The organism is Actinomadura darangshiensis, from assembly GCF_004349235.1.
Classification (GTDB): Bacteria; Actinomycetota; Actinomycetes; order Streptosporangiales; family Streptosporangiaceae; genus Spirillospora; species Spirillospora darangshiensis.
On record NZ_SMKY01000059.1, the window covers coordinates 1 to 17,304 of the forward strand.

Below are 17,304 nucleotides of genomic sequence, written 5' to 3' on the forward strand. Positions count from 1 at the left end.
CCCCTCCCCATCCCCCCGCAGCGTCCCGCGCACCGGCCGAATGATCAAATACCCGTCCGGTCTCGCGCTATCACACTCCCGTCATAGGGGGGCCGGGGCTAGAGGACCTTGCTGAGGAAGGCCTTGGTGCGTTCGTTCTTGGGGGCGTCCAGGATGTCCGCGGGGCGGCCGGTCTCGACGATCACGCCGGCGTCCATGAAGACGACGCGGTCGGCGACCTCGCGGGCGAAGCCGATCTCGTGGGTGACGACGATCATGGTGAGGCCCTCCTCGGCGAGGGTCTTCATGGTGTCCAGGACGTCGCCGACCAGCTCGGGGTCCAGGGCGGAGGTCGGCTCGTCGAACAGCATCAGCTTCGGACGCATGGCGAGGGCGCGGGCGATCGCGACGCGCTGCTGCTGGCCGCCGGACAGGTGCCGCGGGTAGGCGTCCGCCTTGTCGGCGAGGCCCACCTTGGCGAGCAGGTCGCCGGCCCGCGCGCGGGCCTCGGCGCGGGACTCGCCGCGCACGCCGGTGGGCGCCTCGACGACGTTCTGCAGCACGGTCAGGTGCGGGAACAGATTGAACTGCTGGAACACCATGCCGATCTCGCGGCGCTGCCGGGTGATGTCGCGCTTGCGCAGGTGCCGAACCTTGCCGCCGGACGCGGTGAAGCCGATCAGCTCGCCGTCGACGTGGACGGAGCCGCCGTCGATCGTCTCCAGGTGGTTCACGCAGCGCAGGAACGTCGACTTGCCCGACCCGGACGGCCCGAGCACCACCACGACCTCGCCGGGGGTGACGTCCAGGTCGACGCCCTTCAGCACCTCGAGGTGCCCGAACGTCTTGCGGACGCTCCGCGCCCGCACCATCGGGACCGCGGTCGTCTGGGTCATGGCGACACCTCCGGGGCGGGACGGCGGCGGCGCATCAGGACGAAGTCCCAGAAGCCCTGCCGGGCGTTGCGGGTCGCGCCGCGCGAGTAGTGGTGCTCGATGAACGACTGCCCGACGTACAGGATCGAGGTGATCACCAGGTACCAGAGGCAGGCGGTGAGCAGCAGCGGGATGGTCTGGAACGTCCGGTTGTAGATCGACTGGACGGTGTAGAGCAGGTCGGCGAGCGCGATCACGCTGACCAGCGAGGTCGCCTTCAGCATGTTGATGACCTGGCTGCCGGTCGGCGGGATGATGAACCGCATCGCCTGCGGCAGCACGATCCGCCGGAACGTGCGGCCGCCGCCCATGCCGAGGGCCTGCGCCGCCTCGGTCTGGCCGGGGTCGACGGCGAGCAGCCCGCCGCGGATGATCTCCGCCATGTAGGCGGCCTCGTTCAGGCCGAGGCCGAGGATGGCGGCGATCAGCGGGGTGATCAGGTGGTTGGTGTCGCCGTGCAGGAACTCCGGCCCGAACGGGATGCCGACCGACAGCCGCGGCATCAGCGCCGACAGGTTGTACCAGATGACGAGCTGCACCAGCACGGGGACGCCGCGGAAGAACCACACGTACAACCCGCAGGCGGTGCGCAGCAGGGGGTTGTCCGACAGCCGCCCGACGGCGAGCATGACGCCGCCCGCGATCCCGACCGCCATCGCGATGACGGTCAGCTCGATCGTGATGGCGATGCCGTCGCCGATGATCGAGGCGTTCATGTAGCGGCCGACGATGTCCCACTGGAAGTTGTCGTTCGTCCACAGCAGGTGGGTGAACTGGGCGGCCAGCACGAGCACGATGAGCGAGGCGACCCAGCGCAGCGGGTGCCGGACGTGCGCGGCACCGGCCACGTCGACGTCGCCGACGGTGCCGCGAGGATGCTCCTTGGTCAGGGTCACGTCCGGTTCACCCCTCTCTGGGCGCCAGGTTCACACCCGGCTTGTCGAGCATGTTGGAGGTCAGGCCCCACTTGGTCATGACCTTCTTGTAGGTGCCGTTCTCGATGAGCTTGCGGAACCCTTCGAGGAGGATGTCGCGCAGCGGCGAGTCCTGGGCGACCACCGAGCCCTGGTACAGGTCGTCGAACCCGTTGGGCTTGCCCGTCCCGGCGAGTTCGAGGTCGTCGCCCGACTGCTTCACGAAGTAGCTGAGCGGCGCCTGCGAGGAGAAGAACCCGTCCGCCCGGTGCGACCGGACGGCGAGGATCGCGGTCGGCTGGTCCTTGTAGGACTGCACCTCGACGGCGGGCTTGCCCTGCTGGACGCACGTGCCCGACTGCGTCTTGACGACGTCCTCGGCGGACCCGCCCGCCATCACCGAGATCTTCGTCCCGCAGGTGTCGGCGATCGAGTTGATGTGCTTCGGGTTGCCCTTCATCACGGCGAACACGACGAACTCGCGGACCCAGTCGACGAAGTCGTTGGCGGCCTCGCGCTCCGGGAAGTCGCCGACCGGGCCCATCGCGAAGTCGTACCGGTCGGCCTTGATCCCCGTCAGCAGGCTGGGCAGCCCGTCCACGGTGACGTGCTCGATCTTGACGCCGAGGAGCTGGCTGAGCGCGGTGGACAGGTCCGCGGACGCGCCGCTCAGCGACCGGCCGTCCGACCCGGCGATCTCGTAGGGCGGGAACGACCCGTTGTTGACCGAGATCAGCTTGCCGGACGACCGGTTCTTGGCGGGCAGCCGGTCGTGCAGCTTGTGGTCGAGGGTCTGGCGCAGGCCGGCCTCGTCGACGCCCTGCGACGACTTGCCGTTCAGGATGCCCTCGGCCTCCGGCGGGTTCTCCCCGCACGCGGCCGCTCCCGCGAGCAGGGCCGCCGCCGACAGGGCGGCGATGGCGCGTCTCATGCGGACTCCTCTGCCGGACGGATGGACGGGTCGACCCGGAACCGGCGGTTGGCGAGCACGGGCAGCCGCCCGCGGGCGTCCGCCAGTTCGTCCCGGCCGGCGATGGCCCACAGCAAGCCGGGCCGGTCGGCCAGCCGGTCGCGGACGATGCCGAGCGGGTCGACGACCATGCTCGATCCGATGTTGCGGCGGCCGCATTCGCCGGAGGCCGCGACGTAGCAGGTGTTCTCCAGCGCCCGGGCGGTCACCATGACCTCCCAGTGCCATTCCTTGGCGGGGCCGCGCACCCAGGCCGCCGGCACGGCGAGCACGTCCGCGCCCGCGTCGACCAGCAGCCTGGCCATTTCCGGGAATCTTACGTCGTAGCAGGTCATGAGGCCGACCCGCCAGCCGGCGCAGTCGAACACGACGGGCTCGCCGTCGCCGGGCGTCACCCGGTCCGACTCCCGCGCCCCGAACGCGTCGTACAGGTGGACCTTGCGGTAGGCGGCGGCGATCTCGCCGTCCCGGACGGCGACGAGGGTGTTGAAGACCTTGCCGTCCCCGGCCGGTTCGTGGACGCCCGCGACGACCGTCGTGCGCGAGCCCTCGGTATGAGCCCGCAGGCCGGTGACGAACGGGCCGTCCAGCGGCTGCGCGGCCTCGGCGATCCGTGCCGGCTCGTCGATGAACAGGGCGAGGGAGTCCTCGGGCAGCACCAGCAGGTCGGCGCCGCCCTCGACGGCCTCGTCGATCAGCGTCATGCAGGTCTTGAGGTTGGTCTGCCAGTCCTCGGTGGAGGCGAACTGGCCCACGGCGATCCTCATGCGAAGAGCTCCTCGGCCTTGATCGGACGGTGCGCGATGCCCTGCTCGTGCAGTTCCGCGCAGAACGCGGTGGTCATGGCGGCGTTGGCCTCGGTCCCGTAGGGCATCCAGTCGGGTCCGAAGATCCGCGCCTGCGTCTCCAGCTCGTCCAGCAGCCAGGGCGTGGTGTCGGCGAGCAGCCGGCGCCGCTCCAGCCACATCCGCTTGGACTCCTCGCAGGCGTCCTGGACGGCCTCGGGGAGCCAGGGGTGCTCGTCCACGACCTCGCGCTTGAGGGCGAGGAGGTGGATGCCGGGGACGAACCCCGTCCGGCCGTAGTAGGCGGCCTCGGCGGAGCGGTAGTCCCCGTACAGGTGGCGGAACCGGCCGCGGGCGGTGAACATCTCCGGCGGCATGAACGGCGTGAAGACCGCGTCGAACGTCCCGTCGGCGAGCCCCTCGATGAGCGACGTCTCCGCGACCCGCACGTTGCCGGGCAGCGGATGGGGGCCGACGCGGTCCTTGCCCGTCTCGCCGGCCGCGAGGGGGCCGACCCGCCACTGGACGGCGGACAGGTCGACGCCCTCGGCGCGCAGCAGCGCCCGCGTCCAGGTGTTGCCGGAGTCGGGCCAGCCGGTGAGCCCGATCGTGGCGCCCGCCAGCTCTCCCGGCGAGGTGAGCGGGCTGTCGCGGCGGACGAGCACGCAGCGCTGCCGGAATCCGCGCATCAGGAAGACGGGCAGCCCGACGAGCCGGTCGTCGCCGCCGGAGCGCCCGAGGGCGTACCGGCTGAAGGACGTCTCGCCGCCGTCCAGTCCCGGCTCGGCGAGGACGTCCGGGGTGAGGTGCCGGGTCTCGATCTCCAGGGCCGCCCCGCGGGCACCGGCCCGGCCGGTCAGCAGCGGGACGAGATGGTCCCAGTCCCGCACCGCCAGGCGAATCCGTGGAATCGGCACAATGCTCCATTTCCGCAAGTGAAAGGGGGTTTGCCGGCACTTGTGGGCCCGACGGACCCCGACTCTAGGGTCTGTTTGTAGCCCGTACAATGGACCTTTTGTTACTGCACAAAGTTTTGCCGGAGGAAGACGTGACCGACGCGGCATGGCTGGCCGAGCGCATCGGCGACCGCACGGCCCGGGGCATCGCCGCCGCGCTGACGAACCTGATCCGCAGCGGGGAGCTCCCGGCGGGCACCCGGCTGCCGACCGTCCGCGGCCTCGCGGCCGAGCTGGGCGTGAGCCCCGGCACCGTCGCCGACGCCTGGACGACGCTGCGCCGGCACCGGGTCGTCAGCGCGCAGCGGCGCCGCGGCACCGTGGTGATCGGCCCGCCGAACGTCCCGCACCCGGCCCGGTACGAGCGGATCGGGGAGTTCGGCACCCGGCTCGCGATCGACCTCGCCGTCGCCGCGCCCGACCCGGCGCTGCTGCCGCCGCTGGACGCGGCGCTCGCGGCCGGCGCGCGGACCGCGAACCTGAACGACTACACCCGCGAGACGATCACGCCCGCGCTGCGCGCCGCGGTCGAGCCGGGCTGGCCGTTCCCCGCCCCCGGCCTGCTGACCGCCGGCGGCGGCTACGAGGGCGTCCAGCTCGTCTGCCAGACCGTCGCCGTCCCCGGCGACCGGATCGCCGTCGAGGACCCGACCGGCGCCCGCCTGCTGGACATCCTGGAGGCGCAGGGCGCGGAGATCGTCCCGGTCGCCTGCGACGCCGAGGGCCCGCTGCCGGAGGCGCTCGCCGAGGCGCTCGCGTCCAAGCCCGCCGCGTTCGTCTACCAGCCCCGCGCCCAGACGCCCCGCGGGCACGCGCTGACCCCCGGCCGCGCCGCCGCGCTCGCCGCGCTCCTGGCCCCCGCGGGCACCCTCGTGATCGAGGACGACGGGACCGGCGAGGTGTCCACCTCACCCGTCGTCAGCGTCGGGACGCACCTGCCGGACCGCACCGTCCTCGTCCGCTCGTACTCCAAATCGCACGGCCCCGACCTGCGCATCGCCGTGCTCGGGGGCGCGGCGGAGCCGGTCGAGCGGGTCCGGGTGCTGCGCAGCTTCGGCACCGGCTGGACGAGCCGCATCCTGCAGGACGCCCTCGCGCACCTGCTGGCCGACGCGGCAACCGGCGAGCTCGTCGCGCACGCCCGCCGCACCTACACCGAGCGCCGCGACGGACTGGCCGCCGCGCTCGCCGAACGAGGCGTCCCGACGGGCAACCGGGACGGCATGATGCTGTGGGTCCCCGTCGCGGACGAGTCCGAAGCCCTGGTCACCCTGGCCGCGCACGGCGTCGCCGCCGCACCGGGAAGCCGTTACCAGATCGTCCCGTCCGGCCCGCACCTGCGGATCGCGACGAGCCGGCTGCACGACACCCCGTTCCCCCTCCCGGAGCTGGCCGACCTGATCGCGCTGGCCGCCCGCCCCCGCTAGGGGACGAGCCCGGCGAGGTCGCCCGCGTGGTCGCGCAGGTAGGCGGCGAGCATCGCGGGCATGAGGTCGATGGGCGCCAGCCCCGCGGGCGTGCACGGGACGAGGTCGACGTCGTAGCGGCCGTTGGCGGGGTCCTCGAACTCGGGGCCGTGGCGCCGGGACAGGTCCATCGTCTCCAGGCGGCACACGTAGAAGGTGTTCAGCCGATGCAGCTCCGCGCTCTGCTCGGCGCACGCGAAGACCTGCCGGACGGGCCCGGCGGTCGCGCCGAGCTCCTCGTCCAGCTCCCGGCGCAGCGCCGCTTCGGGGCCCGCGTCGGTGGGCTCGATCTTGCCGCCCGGGGTCGTCCAGTAGACCGGGCGCCCCGGCCGGGTGCGGCGCAGCAGGACGAGGGCGCCGCCGTCCAGGAGGAGTGCGCGCACGGCCCGGCGGACCCTCACGAGTTCAGGTAGGCGAGGACGGCGAGGACCCGGCGGTGCCCGCCGTCGGTGGGCGGCAGGCCGAGCTTGGCGAACACGGCGCCGATGTGCTTGCTGACCGACCGCTCCGTGATGACGAGCGCGGTCGCGATCGTGGCGTTGCCGAGGCCCTGCGCCATCAGCCCGAGGACCTCGCGCTCGCGCGGCGTGAGCGCCTGGAGCGGGTCCTGCCGGGACGTCATCAGCTGGGAGACGACCTCGGGGTCGAGGGCGGTGCCGCCCGCGGCGACGCGGGACAGGGCGTCCAGGAACTCGCCGACCCGGCCGACCCGGTCCTTGAGCAGGTAGCCGATGCCCTCGGCGCCGCCGGCCAGCAGCTCGGCGGCGTAGGTCTCCTCGACGTACTGCGACAGCACGAGCAGCGGCAGGCCGGGGATCCGCTTGCGCGCCTCGATGGCCGCGCGGAGCCCCTCGTCCCGGAACCCGGGCGGCAGCCGGACGTCGAGGACGGCGGCGTCGGGGCGGTGCTCCAGCAGCGCGGGCAGCACGTCCGGGCCGGCGGAGGCGGCCGCGACGACCTCGTGGCCGTCGGATTCGAGCAGCATGACGAGGCCCTCGCGGAGCAGGGCGTTGTCCTCCGCGATCACGATCCGCACGGCAGCTCCACCTCGAGCGTCGTCCCTCCCCCGTCGGGGCTGTCGAGGCGGGTCGTCCCGTCGAGCGCCGCCACCCGGCGGCGGATGCCCGCGAGGCCGCTGCCGCGGTCCGGGTCGGCCCCGCCCTTGCCATCATCGCGCACGCTGATCGTCAACCGGGCGGGTTCGCGGCGGACCGTGACCCGGCCGTGCCGCGCGCCGCTGTGCTTGGCGACGTTGGTGAGGGCCTCGGCGACGACGAAGTAGGCGGCGGCCTCGACGGCGGCGGGCGCCCGGCCGTCCCCGACGTCCAGCTCGACGGGGATCGGCTGCCCGGCGGCGAGCGCGCGCAGCGCCCCGGCCAGGCCCCGGTCGGACAGGATCGGCGGGTAGATGCCGCGGATCACCGTCCGCAGCTGCGTGAGGGCCTCCTCGATGCCCTCCCTGGCCTCCAGGAACAGGGTCCTGGCCGCGTCCGGGTCGCCGTCGAAGCGGCGGTCGGCGAGCCCGAGCCGCAGCGCGGCGGCGACCAGCTGGGCCTGCGTGCCGTCGTGCAGGTCGCGCTCGATGCGGCGCAGTTCGGCGCCGTGCGCCTCCAGGGCCTCGGCCCGCGTCTCGGTCAGCGTCTCGACCCGCTCGGCGAGGCTCGTCCGGCGGGTCGGGCTCAGCAGGACCTCGGCGAGCCGGGCCTGCCAGCGGACGAGCCGCGGCACCAGCCACAGCAGGACGGCGAGGTCGAAGGCGCCCTGGAGGAACGGCATCGTCAGCGCCTTCGGCCAGCTGTCGAGCGTGATGAACGCCGACTGGGAGCCGTCCGGCGCCGCCCACCACCACAGCGGCAGCGACAGCGTGAAGGGGATCGCCGGCCACACCGCCACGGCGATCACCGCGGCCTGCAGCCCGGTGAGCCCGTGCACCGCCATCCAGGCCGCGTCCCGCCAGGTGGACGGCGACCGCAGCAGGCGGCGCGCCTCGTCCAGGCCCCCGCTCCCGGACGGCCGGTACGGCTCGGGGATGTCGCGGCCCAGGACGCGTCCGGCGCGGCGCCGCTCGGCGTTCGCGAGGGCGCGCAGCGGTCTCACCGCGGACGGCAGCCACGGCAGCGCGATGACGATCAGCACCAGCCCGGCCGTCAGCGGGACGAGCCCGGCCATCGCGGGCAGGCCCGTGCGGAGGGCACCGGCCAGTTCCCCGGTCGCGTCCGCGCTGCGCCTCAATGCCCGTTTCATGTCACCTCGAAGCACACCGTATGGGACGCCTGCGCACCGCGCACCCGGGCGTGCACCCGGATCGGTGGTGTAGCGGGCTACACCACCGATCCGGGAGTTCGCGCTGATGTGCCCGCCCCCTCCGAAACCTAGATTCGTCCAGGTGAGAGGCGGCATTGCGCGGAGGGGAACCATGACGACGATGACGGCCCAGGCGACCACCGAGGCGGTCGGCCTGGACGCGGTCACCAAGACCTACGGCGCGGTGCGCGCGCTGGACGGCATCACCTGGGCGGTCCCGCGCGGCGGGTTCACCGCGGTGATGGGGCCGTCCGGGTCGGGCAAGAGCACGTTCCTGCACTGCGCGTCCGGGCTGGACCGCCCGACCGAGGGCACCGTCCGGGTCGGGGGTGTCGACCTCGGCCCGCTGGCCGAGGCGAAGCGGACGCGGCTGCGCCGGGAGCGCATCGGTTTCGTGTTCCAGGCGTTCAACCTGATCCCGTCGATGGACGTCGAGCAGAACATCACGCTCCCGCTGCGGCTCGGCGGTACCGAGGCCGACCCGGCCTGGCTGGCGGAGGTGATCGGGCGGGTCGGGCTCGCGGACCGCCGGACGCACCGGCCGTCCGAGCTGTCGGGCGGGCAGCAGCAGCGCGCGGCGCTCGCCCGCGCGCTGATCACCCGCCCGGAGGTCGTGTTCGCCGACGAGCCGACCGGGGCGCTCGATCCGCGCACCGCCCGCGGCGTCCTGCGGATGCTGCGCGAGGCCGCCGACCTGACCGGGCAGACGATCGTCCTGGTCACCCACGACCCGATGGCCGCCGCGTGGGCCGACTCGGTGGTGTTCCTCAGCCGCGGCCGGATCGTGGACGAGCTGGCCGCGCCGACCGCCTCGGCCGTCATGGCCCGCTGGGAGACGCTGTGAAGAGCAGGGGGATCTCCGCCGGGATCTTCGTGGCGCTGGCGTTCGCGGCGGTGCTGGTCGGGGCGTGCGGGGTGCTGCTGGAGTCGGCGCTGCGGGCGCACGCGCCGGTCGAGCGGTCCGGCGCCGCCGCGGCGGTGGTGACCGGCCCGCAGAGCGTCGAGAGCCGGGTGAAGCGCCTCGGTGAGGAGCCGGAGAAGCAGAGCCGGCCGCTGACCGAGCGCGCTCCCGTCCCGGTCGCGGCGGCCGCTCGGCTCCGGGCCGTACCGGGCGTCTCGGACGTGGTGGCGGACGTGTCGTTCCCCGTCCTGCTCTCCTCTGGCCGGCCCGTGACGGGACACGGGTGGGAGTCGGCCGCTCTGCGTCCCTACAAGCTCAGCGCGGGCCGGGCCCCGCAGGCACCGGACGAGGTGGTGCTGAGCCGCTCCACCGGCGCCGAGCCGGGGACGGTGGTCCGGGTGCAGGCCGACGGCACGCCCCGGCCGTACCGGGTCTCCGGGCTGGTCGCGGACGGCCCCGCCACGGCGTTCTTCACCACGGCGACGGCCGCCGCCATGAGCGGGCATCCCGGCCGGGCGGACGCCCTGGCAGTGCTCGGCGACCCGGACGAGGACGCGCTCCGCGAAGCAGCGCCCGGGCTCACCGTGGCGACCGGGGCGGCACGCGGTGATGCCGAGGATCCGGCCGTCGCCGCCGCGCGTCCCGACATCGTCGAGCTGTCGGCGTCCTTCGGCGGCATCGCCGTGATGACCGCCCTGGTGGTCGTCGGCGGCCTGATCGTCCTGTCGGTGCGGGAGCGGGCGCGCGAGTTCGCACTGCTCCGCGCGGTCGGCGCGACGCCCGGGCAGGTGCGCGGGCGGCTGGTGCGGGAGACGCTGCGGGTCGGGGCGCCGGCCGCGCTGACCGGCGGCGTCCTGTCCCTCGCGCTCGGCGCCGCGATGCACGCCGCGATGATCCGCGAGGGCGTCCTGCCGGACGGTTTCGGGCTGTCGCTCAGCCCGCTGCCCGCGCTGGCCGCGGCGGCGGTCACGCTGCTCGCCGCGACCGCGACGGCGCTCCTCGCCTCGCTGCGGGTGTCGCGGATCCGGCCGGTCGAGGCGCTGGGCGAGGCCGCCGCCGAGCCCGCCGGGCTGCCCCGCTGGCGCGTCGTCACCGGTGTCGTGTTCCTCATCATCGGGCTCAACGCGCTCGGGTTCTCGGCCGGCGCCACGGGCCCCACCGCGAACGCCTCGATCGGCGGCCTCGTCATCTCGCTGATCGTCGCGACGGCGTTCCTCGGTCCGCTGGTGGCGCGGGCCGGGAACCGGGTGCTCGGCCGCGCCGCCCGGACCGTCTCGCCGGTCGCCGGCCGGATGGCCCAGCACGCGGCCGGCGCCGCCGCGCTCCGCGCCGGGTCGCTGATCACGCCGGTCGCGCTGGCCGTCGCGTTCGCGGGCGTCCAGCTGTTCGCGCAGTCGACCGTCGTCCACGCGACGCGGGTGCAGGCGGCGGACGGGACACGCGCCGACCAGATCGTCGTGGCGGCCGGGCCCGGCCTCCCGCGGGGCGTCGCGGACGCGGTGCGGCGCGTCCCCGGCGTGATGGCCGCGACGCCGGTCAAGCGCACCACCGTCGTCATGCCGGTCAAGGAGCTGGGCGAGCAGGACCTCCGTTCGCTGAACGCCCGCGGGATCGGCCCGGACGCCGCCGCGACCCTGGACCCGGACGTCTCCGCCGGCCGGCTCGGCGACCTGCGCGGCGGCACCGTCGCGCTCAGCAGGGACGTCGCCGGCGGCCTGGACACCGGGGACACGGCACCGCTGTGGCTCGGCGACGGGACGCGCGTCGACGCCCGCGTGGTGGCGATCTACGACCGCGGGCTCGGCTTCGGCGACGTACTGCTCCCCCGCGACCTGGTCGCGGCGCACTCCTCTTCACCGCTCGACGACCACATCCTGGTCCGCGGACACGCGGATCTGGGCGCCGTCACCGCCGCCTACGCCGGAACCCGGGTCGTCTCCCCGGGCGCCTACCAGGCGGACCTCTCACGGGAGATCAGGCTGCAGGGCTTCGCGAGCCACCTGATCGTCGCCGCGATCACCGGGTTCATCGTCATCGGGCTCGCCACGACGCTCGCGCTGGCGACCGCGGCGCGGCGCCGCGAGTTCGCCCTGCTGCGGCTCGTCGGCGCGACGCGCCGCCAGGTGCTGCGCATGCTGCGGCTGGAGGCCGCGATCGTGCTCGGCACCGGCGTCGCCGCCGGAGCGCTCATCGCCGCCGTGACACTGCTGGCGTTCGCGGCGGCCGTCACCGGCCTGCCGCTGCCCTCGGTCCCGCCGCTGACCTGCGCGGCGATCCTGCTCGGCGTGGCGGGCTCCGGCAGCGCCGCGATCCTCCTCCCGGTGCGGGCCGTCCTGCGCCGGCGCACCTCCCCCACCCCGTCCTGAAAGGCGGCACCATCATGAGCAACTCCACCCGCTGGACCGTGGCCGGCATCCTGCTCGCCGTGAACGTCATCTCCAACGTGGTCCTCGGCGACGGCGGGCTGCAGATCGCCGTCAGCGCGGCGACCGGCGCCGGAGTCGTCGCCGTGCTGATCGACTACCTGCTCCGGGGCCGCCGCGAGCACTGATCCACATCCGGGCCGGCCGCCCGGGGCGACCGAACCGCACGGCTCGTCCCCCGGGCGGCCTCCTCGCCGTTACGATCGCCACTGGCATGCTCTGTACCGGAACGGCGTGAAATGGATGATGTGGAGGTCCGGCACCTGCCGGGCGACCTGCCGCAGCTGTTCGACGGCGGCGACCCCGCCGGCGACGCCGGCCGGACGCTGTCGGTGCCGCTGCCCGGCGGGGACCTGGTGTGGCCCGACCCCGGGTATCCGCAGCGGCAGCTCCTCATGCGGCCCGCGTTCTGGCTGAGCGACGAGCCCGTGAGCGGCGAGCTGTGGACGAGGGTCCGCGCCGAGCACGGGCGCTCGGGCCTGTGGCCGCTGCTGATGGACGAGACCGACCAGCCCTGGGCGGCCGGCCAGATCGCGCCCGAGCCGGTCGCCGAGGTCGCCAACTACCACCCCCACGCGTTCATGTACGAGGTGTGGGCGGACTGGGCCGACCAGGCGGCCGACGAGGACCACGGCGACCTCGCCCCCTTCGGGCGGCACTGCCCCGGACCGGCCCCCGCGGGCGTCCAGGTCGACGACGCCGGCGCCATGTCCGACCGGCACGCGCGCGCCCTCGCCGCCCGCGGCATGTCGCTCGGCCTCGTCCCGGTGGACCGCGGCGCCGACGTGCTCGCCGCCGTCGGCTGGCAGGGCGCCCTCAACCACAACGAGTGGACGGCGCCGCTCTCCGCCGTCCTGCGCAGCTGGGAGGAGCGGTTCGGCGCCCGCGTCGTCGGGCTCGGCTTCAACACGCTGGAGCTCAGCGTCGCCGCGCCGCCCGTCACGACCCGGCACGCCGTGCACGTCGCGGCCGAGCACTGGGCGTTCTGCCCCGACATCCTCTTCCAGGGCCCCGGCACCCTCGCCGGGTACGCGGAGGAGATCCGCGCCAAGACCAACTGGTCGTTCTGGTGGGACTGACCCGCAACGCCAAAAAAGTGGTCATCCCTCGTAAAGGTCCAGGTCATCGACCAGGGCGGGAGCCTGTCCTGCGGTTACGGTGGGGCGGGTGAGCACCGGGTGGCGCGACCGGGACGGACGCCCCGAGTGACCCGCGCGGGCGGCGCCCCTCCGAGCGGCCGCCGCCCGGCCCGGGGGCACGGAGGGGGGCGCGGCCATGACCGACGGAGCGGCCGAGACGCGGATCACGGACCTGCTGCGGTCCTGGCGGGAGCCGGTACTGGACCGCTGGGTCGAGCTGGCCTTCGACGCGGTCGGCGGCAGGGTCACCGAACGTGAGCTCCGCACGGAACTGAGCGAGCTCTACGAGCTGGTCGAACGCGCCTTCGGCGACGACGGCGCGGCCATGGGCGAGCTGCGGGCGACGCTGGCGGAGCTCTCGCGCGGCCGGGCGAGGAACGGGTTCAGCCCGAGCGAGACCGCGGTCGGCGTGTTCGCCCTCAAGCAGGCGCTCTACGAGCGGATCCGGACCACCCGGGACCAGCGGGCCTACAACGACCTCATCGACTTCACGTCCTTCGTCGACGAGCTCGGGCTGGCGACGTTCGAGACCTACGCGGCGACCCGCGAGCAGGTCATCGCGGACCAGAGCGAGCAGCTGCTGGAGCTGTCGACGCCCGTGGTGAAGCTGTGGGACGGCATCCTCGGGGTCCCGCTCGTCGGCACCCTGGACTCCGCCCGCACCCAGGTCGTCATGGAGACGCTGCTGGAGGCGCTCGTCGACACCGGCTCCCGGTTCGCGGTGATCGACATCACCGGGGTGGCCGCGGTGGACACCGAGGTCGCCCAGCACCTGATGAAGACGGTGATGGCGGCCCGGCTGATGGGCACCCAGTGCGTGATCTCGGGGATCCGGCCGCAGATCGCGCAGACGATCGTGACGCTCGGCATCGAGTTCGGCGACATCGCGACCAAGGCGACGCTCGCCGACGCGCTGAAGTACGCGCTCGACCGCAGCGGGGTGCGGGTGACCGGCGGGCCGGAGGACTGATGGAGCGCGTGCCGATACTCAAGATCGGCGACGTCCTGCTCGTGTCGATCCAGGTCGACCTCCAGGACCAGACCGTGCTGGCGCTGCAGGAGGACCTCGCCGACCGGATCGTCCGCACCGGCGCGCACGGCGTCATCATCGACATCACCGCGGTGGACATCGTCGACTCGTTCATCGGCCGGACGTTCGCCACCATCGCCTCGATGTCGCGGCTGATGGACTCCGAGACGGTGGTCGTCGGGATGCGGCCCGCCGTGGCGATCACGCTGGTGGAGCTCGGGCTGTCGCTGGGCGGGGTCCGCACCGCGCTGGACCTGGAGGAGGGCATGCGGCTGCTCGGCGCCGGGGCACCCGGCGCCCGCGCCCCCGCCGCGGACCACTCATGACGGCCCCGCCCGGGGACGAGGTGCCCATCGCCTCCAACGACGACGTGGTCCGCGTCCGGCAGCTGGTGCGGACGGCCGCGGCGGCGGCCGGGCTGTCCCTGGTCGACCAGACGAAGCTCGTCACGGCGGCCAGCGAGCTGGCGCGCAACACCTACGCGCACGGCGGCGGCGGGACGATGCGGGTCGAGCGGGCCACCGGCGAGGAGGGCCGCCCCGGAGTGCGCATCGTGTTCGCCGACGCCGGCCCCGGCATCGCGGACGTGGAGCAGGCGCTCAGCGAGGGCTGGTCGAGCGGGACGGGCCTCGGCCTCGGCCTGTCGGGGGCGCGCCGGCTCAGCGACGAGTTCGACCTGCGCAGTGAGGCCGGGAAGGGCACCACGGTGACGGTGGCCAAGTGGGCCCGCTGACCGGGGCCGGATGGACGACGAGCCCGCCCGCCGGGGAGTCGCTCCGGGTGCGGGTGGAGGAGGCGAGCGCCGCGGCGGGCGTGCGGCGGCGGATCACCGCGCTCGCCGGGCGGCTCGGGTTCGGCGCGGAGCGCCTCGGCCAGGTCCAGCTCGCCGCGACCGAGGCGGCCACGAACCTCGCCGCGCACGCCCGGCAGGGCGAGATGCTGATGCGGATCGTCCGGGACGGCGGGGCCGCGGCGCTGGAGTTCGTCTGCGTCGACCGGGGGCCGGGCATCGCGGACGTGCCCGTCTCCCGGATGGACGGCTACTCGACCACCGGCACGCTCGGCCTCGGGCTCGGCTCGATCGAGCGGCTCGCCGACCGCAGCGGGCTGTGCTCGCGGCCCAGGGCGGGCACCGTCCTGTACGCGCGGTTCCTGCCGCCTGGCACGCCCGCCGGCCGCGGCGCGGCGGACGCGCCGTTCGCGGGCCTGACCCTGCCCATCGACGGCGAGGAGGAGTGCGGCGACGCCTACACGGTCCGGCTGGTGGACGGCACGGCCTACGCGATGCTCTGCGACGGCCTCGGGCACGGCCCGCTCGCCGCGCGCGCCGCGTGGGAGGCCGTGCGCGGCGTGCACGAGGCGGCGCTGCCGGGCCGGCCCGCCGACATCCTCCAGCACGTCCACCGGCGGATGGCGCCCACCCGGGGCGGCGCGGTCGCCGTCGCCGCCGTCGAGCCGGCCGCCGGGCGGGTGCGGTTCGCCGGCATCGGGAACGTCGCCGGGTGGATCGTCGGGCCGGAGCGCCGGCAGGGCATGATCTCCGTCCCGGGCATCACCGGCACGCACGCCAAGCGGATCCGGGAGCACGACTACGACCTGCCGCCGGGCGCGGCGGTGGTGCTGCACTCCGACGGCCTGACCGGGCGCTGGGGGCTCGCGGACCAGCCGGGGCTGCTCGGCCGCGACCCGCTGCTGATCGCGGCGAGCCTGCTGCGGGACGCGGGGGTGCGCCGCGACGACCGGTCCGTGCTCGCCGTCACCACGTCCGGCTGGAGGTGACGCATGGCCGAGGACCTGCTCCGCATGGAGATCATGGACGAGCAGGGCGTGTTCACCGTCCGGCAGGTGGGCCGGCGGGTCGCCGCCGCGGTCGGCCTCGACCACCAGGACCAGGTCCGCGTCGCCACCGCGCTCAGCGAGGCCGGCCGGGAGTTGTACGCGTGCTCCGCGCGGGTGTCGGTCCGGTTCCTGCTCGACCGCGGGCCGCGCCCCGGCCTGGAGATCGAGCTCGACCTCGTGCCGCGCAAGGACCCGCGGCGGCCGGTCGAGTGCCAGGCGGCGGCCGCGCGCCTGATGACGCGGGTCGAGCAGGAGGACACCGGCGACGGCGTCCGCGTCCGGCTCCGCAAGGACCTGCCCGCCGGCACCGCGCCGGTCGGCGGCCCGGAGCTGGACGGCCTCCGCGTCCGGCTCCGTCGGCTGCGGCCCGTCCCGATGCTCGAGGAGCTCCGGACGCAGAACGCCGAGCTGGTGGCGGCGCTGGAGGACCTCCAGCGGCAGCAGCAGGAGCTGCGGACCCTCAACACCGAGCTTGAGGAGACGAACCACGGCGTGATGGCCCTCTACAACGAGATCTCCGAGGAGCTGGAGGAGACCAACAGCGGCGTCGTGGCGCTGCACGCGGAGCTGGAGGAGAAGTCCGGCCGGCTGCGCGAGGCGGGCGAGATGAAGAACCGGTTCTGGGCGGGCATCAGCCACGAGCTGCGCACGCCCGTGAACGGCGTCATCGGCCTCACCCGGCTGCTCCTCGACCCCGCCGCCGACCCCCTGACCGAGGAGCAGCGCCACCAGATCGCTTTGGTCGGGGACACCGGCGGCACCCTGCTGTCGCTGGTGAACGAGCTGCTCGACATGGCCAGGGCCGAGCAGGGCAGGCTGGAGCCGCGCCCGGTCCCGGTGGACGTCCCGGCGCTGCTGGCGGACGTGTCGGAGCTGCTTAGCCCGATGGCGGCGGAGGCCGGGCTGGGGCTCGCCGCGGACGCGTCCGCCGCGCCTCCCGTCCTCGTCACCGACAAGGAGATGCTCTCCCGCATCCTGCGGAACCTGGTGGGCAACGGGCTGAAGTTCACCGCGGAGGGCGAGGTCCGGCTCTCCGCTCGGGCGACGGCCGAGCACACCGAGTTCGTCGTCGCCGACACCGGCGCCGGCATCCCGCCCGCCGACCGGGAGCGCGTCTTCGAGGAGTTCTACCGGGTGCCGGGCAGCACGGCGCGCGGGACCGGCCTGGGCCTGCCCTACGCCCGCCGGCTCGCCCGCGCGCTCGGCGGCGACCTGTTCCTGGACAGCGTCGTGGGCGAGGGCACGACGGTGACGCTGCGGCTGCCGCCGTACCGGACGCTGGCCGAGCTGGACCTCGGCCACGTGCTGATCGTGGACGACGACGACTCGGCCCGCCGGCTCCTGCGCGGCCTGGTCGCGCAGGCCGCCGGCCGGGTCAGCGAGGCGACCGACGGCCGCTCCGCCCTCGCCGCGGCCGCCGCCGACCCGCCCGGCCTCGTCCTGCTGGACCTGCGCATGCCCGGCACGGACGGCCTCGACGTCCTCACCGGCCTGCCGCCGCGGATCCCCGTCGTGCTGGTCACCTCGGCGGACGTGGCGGCCGCCGACGACCCGCGGCTGGCACGCGCGGACGCCGTGCTGGCCAAGGACAGGATCGGCGCGGAGACGCTCGCCGACGCGGTCCGCGCGGCGCTGACCCGGAACGCGGGGCGACGGGCGTGAC

At 74.5% G+C, this 17,304-nt stretch carries 18 protein-coding genes; 10 read left to right on the forward strand and 8 right to left on the reverse strand.

What is annotated here, in order from left to right; translation table 11 throughout:
* Positions 1-98 precede the first annotated feature (98 nt).
* From E1293_RS15535 to E1293_RS15555, 5 genes are read right to left on the reverse strand one after another with little or no spacing between them, the layout of a single operon-like run.
* Positions 99-875 (reverse strand): amino acid ABC transporter ATP-binding protein, encoded by a 777-nt coding sequence (locus E1293_RS15535; protein ID WP_279473152.1) that lies wholly within the window; start codon positions 873-875, stop codon positions 99-101.
* Entirely contained in the window at positions 872-1,810 is a 939-nt protein-coding gene (locus E1293_RS15540; protein ID WP_132198103.1) for an amino acid ABC transporter permease, read from the reverse strand. The genes E1293_RS15535 and E1293_RS15540 overlap by 4 nt, the downstream gene beginning before the upstream one ends.
* A gap of 7 nt (positions 1,811-1,817) precedes the next feature.
* Positions 1,818-2,759, reverse strand: a complete 942-nt coding sequence (locus E1293_RS15545; RefSeq protein WP_132198104.1) for an ABC transporter substrate-binding protein — start codon at positions 2,757-2,759, stop codon at positions 1,818-1,820.
* Positions 2,756-3,565, reverse strand: a complete 810-nt coding sequence (locus tag E1293_RS15550) for a nitrilase-related carbon-nitrogen hydrolase (RefSeq protein WP_132198105.1) — start codon at positions 3,563-3,565, stop codon at positions 2,756-2,758. The genes E1293_RS15545 and E1293_RS15550 overlap by 4 nt, the downstream gene beginning before the upstream one ends.
* Positions 3,562-4,500, reverse strand: a complete 939-nt coding sequence (locus E1293_RS15555; RefSeq protein ID WP_132198106.1) for a periplasmic binding family protein — start codon at positions 4,498-4,500, stop codon at positions 3,562-3,564. Before E1293_RS15555 ends, E1293_RS15550 begins: the two co-directional genes overlap by 4 nt.
* A 131-nt stretch (positions 4,501-4,631) precedes the next feature.
* On the opposite strand from E1293_RS15555, the gene E1293_RS15560 reads away from it, so the two are divergent.
* On the forward strand, positions 4,632-5,966 hold the full coding sequence (locus tag E1293_RS15560; protein WP_207938875.1) for an aminotransferase class I/II-fold pyridoxal phosphate-dependent enzyme: 1,335 nt from the start codon (positions 4,632-4,634) through the stop codon (positions 5,964-5,966).
* On the opposite strand, the gene E1293_RS15565 is transcribed toward E1293_RS15560, so the two are convergent.
* Genes E1293_RS15565 through E1293_RS15575 form a run of 3 tightly spaced genes read right to left on the reverse strand, consistent with a single transcriptional unit; the run spans position 5,963 to position 8,249 of the window.
* Complete coding sequence (locus E1293_RS15565; RefSeq protein ID WP_243716247.1) at positions 5,963-6,388, reverse strand: NUDIX domain-containing protein; 426 nt, start codon at positions 6,386-6,388, stop codon at positions 5,963-5,965. The genes E1293_RS15560 and E1293_RS15565 overlap by 4 nt on opposite strands.
* A gap of 14 nt (positions 6,389-6,402) precedes the next feature.
* Positions 6,403-7,041 carry a LuxR C-terminal-related transcriptional regulator gene (locus E1293_RS15570; protein WP_132198109.1) on the reverse strand — a complete coding sequence of 213 codons (639 nt, stop codon included), beginning with the start codon at positions 7,039-7,041 and terminating at the stop codon, positions 6,403-6,405.
* Complete coding sequence (locus E1293_RS15575) at positions 7,029-8,249, reverse strand: sensor histidine kinase (protein WP_132198110.1); 1,221 nt, start codon at positions 8,247-8,249, stop codon at positions 7,029-7,031. The genes E1293_RS15570 and E1293_RS15575 overlap by 13 nt, the downstream gene beginning before the upstream one ends.
* A gap of 172 nt (positions 8,250-8,421) precedes the next feature.
* Here E1293_RS15575 and E1293_RS15580 point away from each other — a divergent pair, with 172 nt between their 5' ends.
* From E1293_RS15580 to E1293_RS15615, 9 genes are all read left to right on the forward strand, one after another.
* On the forward strand, positions 8,422-9,153 hold the full coding sequence (locus E1293_RS15580) for an ABC transporter ATP-binding protein (protein ID WP_132198111.1): 732 nt from the start codon (positions 8,422-8,424) through the stop codon (positions 9,151-9,153).
* Positions 9,150-11,576: an FtsX-like permease family protein gene (locus tag E1293_RS15585; RefSeq protein ID WP_132198112.1), complete on the forward strand. Its 2,427-nt coding sequence runs from the start codon at positions 9,150-9,152 to the stop codon at positions 11,574-11,576. The genes E1293_RS15580 and E1293_RS15585 overlap by 4 nt, the downstream gene beginning before the upstream one ends.
* 14 nt (positions 11,577-11,590) lie before the next feature.
* Positions 11,591-11,761 (forward strand): hypothetical protein, encoded by a 171-nt coding sequence (locus tag E1293_RS47430; RefSeq protein WP_165978236.1) that lies wholly within the window; start codon positions 11,591-11,593, stop codon positions 11,759-11,761.
* A gap of 111 nt (positions 11,762-11,872) precedes the next feature.
* On the forward strand, positions 11,873-12,712 hold the full coding sequence (locus E1293_RS15590) for a DUF4253 domain-containing protein (RefSeq protein WP_132198113.1): 840 nt from the start codon (positions 11,873-11,875) through the stop codon (positions 12,710-12,712).
* A 196-nt stretch (positions 12,713-12,908) separates the two neighbouring features.
* On the forward strand, positions 12,909-13,742 hold the full coding sequence (locus tag E1293_RS15595) for an STAS domain-containing protein (RefSeq protein WP_132198114.1): 834 nt from the start codon (positions 12,909-12,911) through the stop codon (positions 13,740-13,742).
* Positions 13,742-14,128: an STAS domain-containing protein gene (locus E1293_RS15600; protein WP_132198115.1), complete on the forward strand. Its 387-nt coding sequence runs from the start codon at positions 13,742-13,744 to the stop codon at positions 14,126-14,128. Before E1293_RS15595 ends, E1293_RS15600 begins: the two co-directional genes overlap by 1 nt.
* On the forward strand, positions 14,125-14,535 hold the full coding sequence (locus E1293_RS15605) for an ATP-binding protein (protein ID WP_132198116.1): 411 nt from the start codon (positions 14,125-14,127) through the stop codon (positions 14,533-14,535). The genes E1293_RS15600 and E1293_RS15605 overlap by 4 nt, the downstream gene beginning before the upstream one ends.
* On the forward strand, positions 14,523-15,581 hold the full coding sequence (locus E1293_RS15610) for an ATP-binding protein (RefSeq protein ID WP_132198117.1): 1,059 nt from the start codon (positions 14,523-14,525) through the stop codon (positions 15,579-15,581). Before E1293_RS15605 ends, E1293_RS15610 begins: the two co-directional genes overlap by 13 nt.
* 3 nt (positions 15,582-15,584) lie before the next feature.
* Complete coding sequence (locus tag E1293_RS15615) at positions 15,585-17,303, forward strand: ATP-binding protein (protein ID WP_132198118.1); 1,719 nt, start codon at positions 15,585-15,587, stop codon at positions 17,301-17,303.
* Position 17,304: the final 1 nt, after the last annotated feature.

Bases quoted from the DNA above. Each gene is read 5' to 3' on its own strand.
- E1293_RS15600 (WP_132198115.1), top strand. From the start codon at position 13,742: ATGGAGCGCGTGCCGATACTCAAGATCGGCGACGTCCTGCTCGTGTCG.
- E1293_RS15595 (WP_132198114.1), top strand. From the start codon at position 12,909: ATGACCGACGGAGCGGCCGAGACGCGGATCACGGACCTGCTGCGGTCC.
- E1293_RS15615 (WP_132198118.1), top strand. From the start codon at position 15,585: ATGGCCGAGGACCTGCTCCGCATGGAGATCATGGACGAGCAGGGCGTG.
- E1293_RS15545 (WP_132198104.1), bottom strand. From the start codon at position 2,759: ATGAGACGCGCCATCGCCGCCCTGTCGGCGGCGGCCCTGCTCGCGGGA.
- E1293_RS15590 (WP_132198113.1), top strand. From the start codon at position 11,873: ATGGATGATGTGGAGGTCCGGCACCTGCCGGGCGACCTGCCGCAGCTG.
- E1293_RS47430 (WP_165978236.1), top strand. From the start codon at position 11,591: ATGAGCAACTCCACCCGCTGGACCGTGGCCGGCATCCTGCTCGCCGTG.
- E1293_RS15580 (WP_132198111.1), top strand. From the start codon at position 8,422: ATGACGACGATGACGGCCCAGGCGACCACCGAGGCGGTCGGCCTGGAC.
- E1293_RS15535 (WP_279473152.1), bottom strand. From the start codon at position 875: ATGACCCAGACGACCGCGGTCCCGATGGTGCGGGCGCGGAGCGTCCGC.
- E1293_RS15550 (WP_132198105.1), bottom strand. From the start codon at position 3,565: ATGAGGATCGCCGTGGGCCAGTTCGCCTCCACCGAGGACTGGCAGACC.
- E1293_RS15605 (WP_132198116.1), top strand. From the start codon at position 14,125: ATGACGGCCCCGCCCGGGGACGAGGTGCCCATCGCCTCCAACGACGAC.
- E1293_RS15575 (WP_132198110.1), bottom strand. From the start codon at position 8,249: ATGAAACGGGCATTGAGGCGCAGCGCGGACGCGACCGGGGAACTGGCC.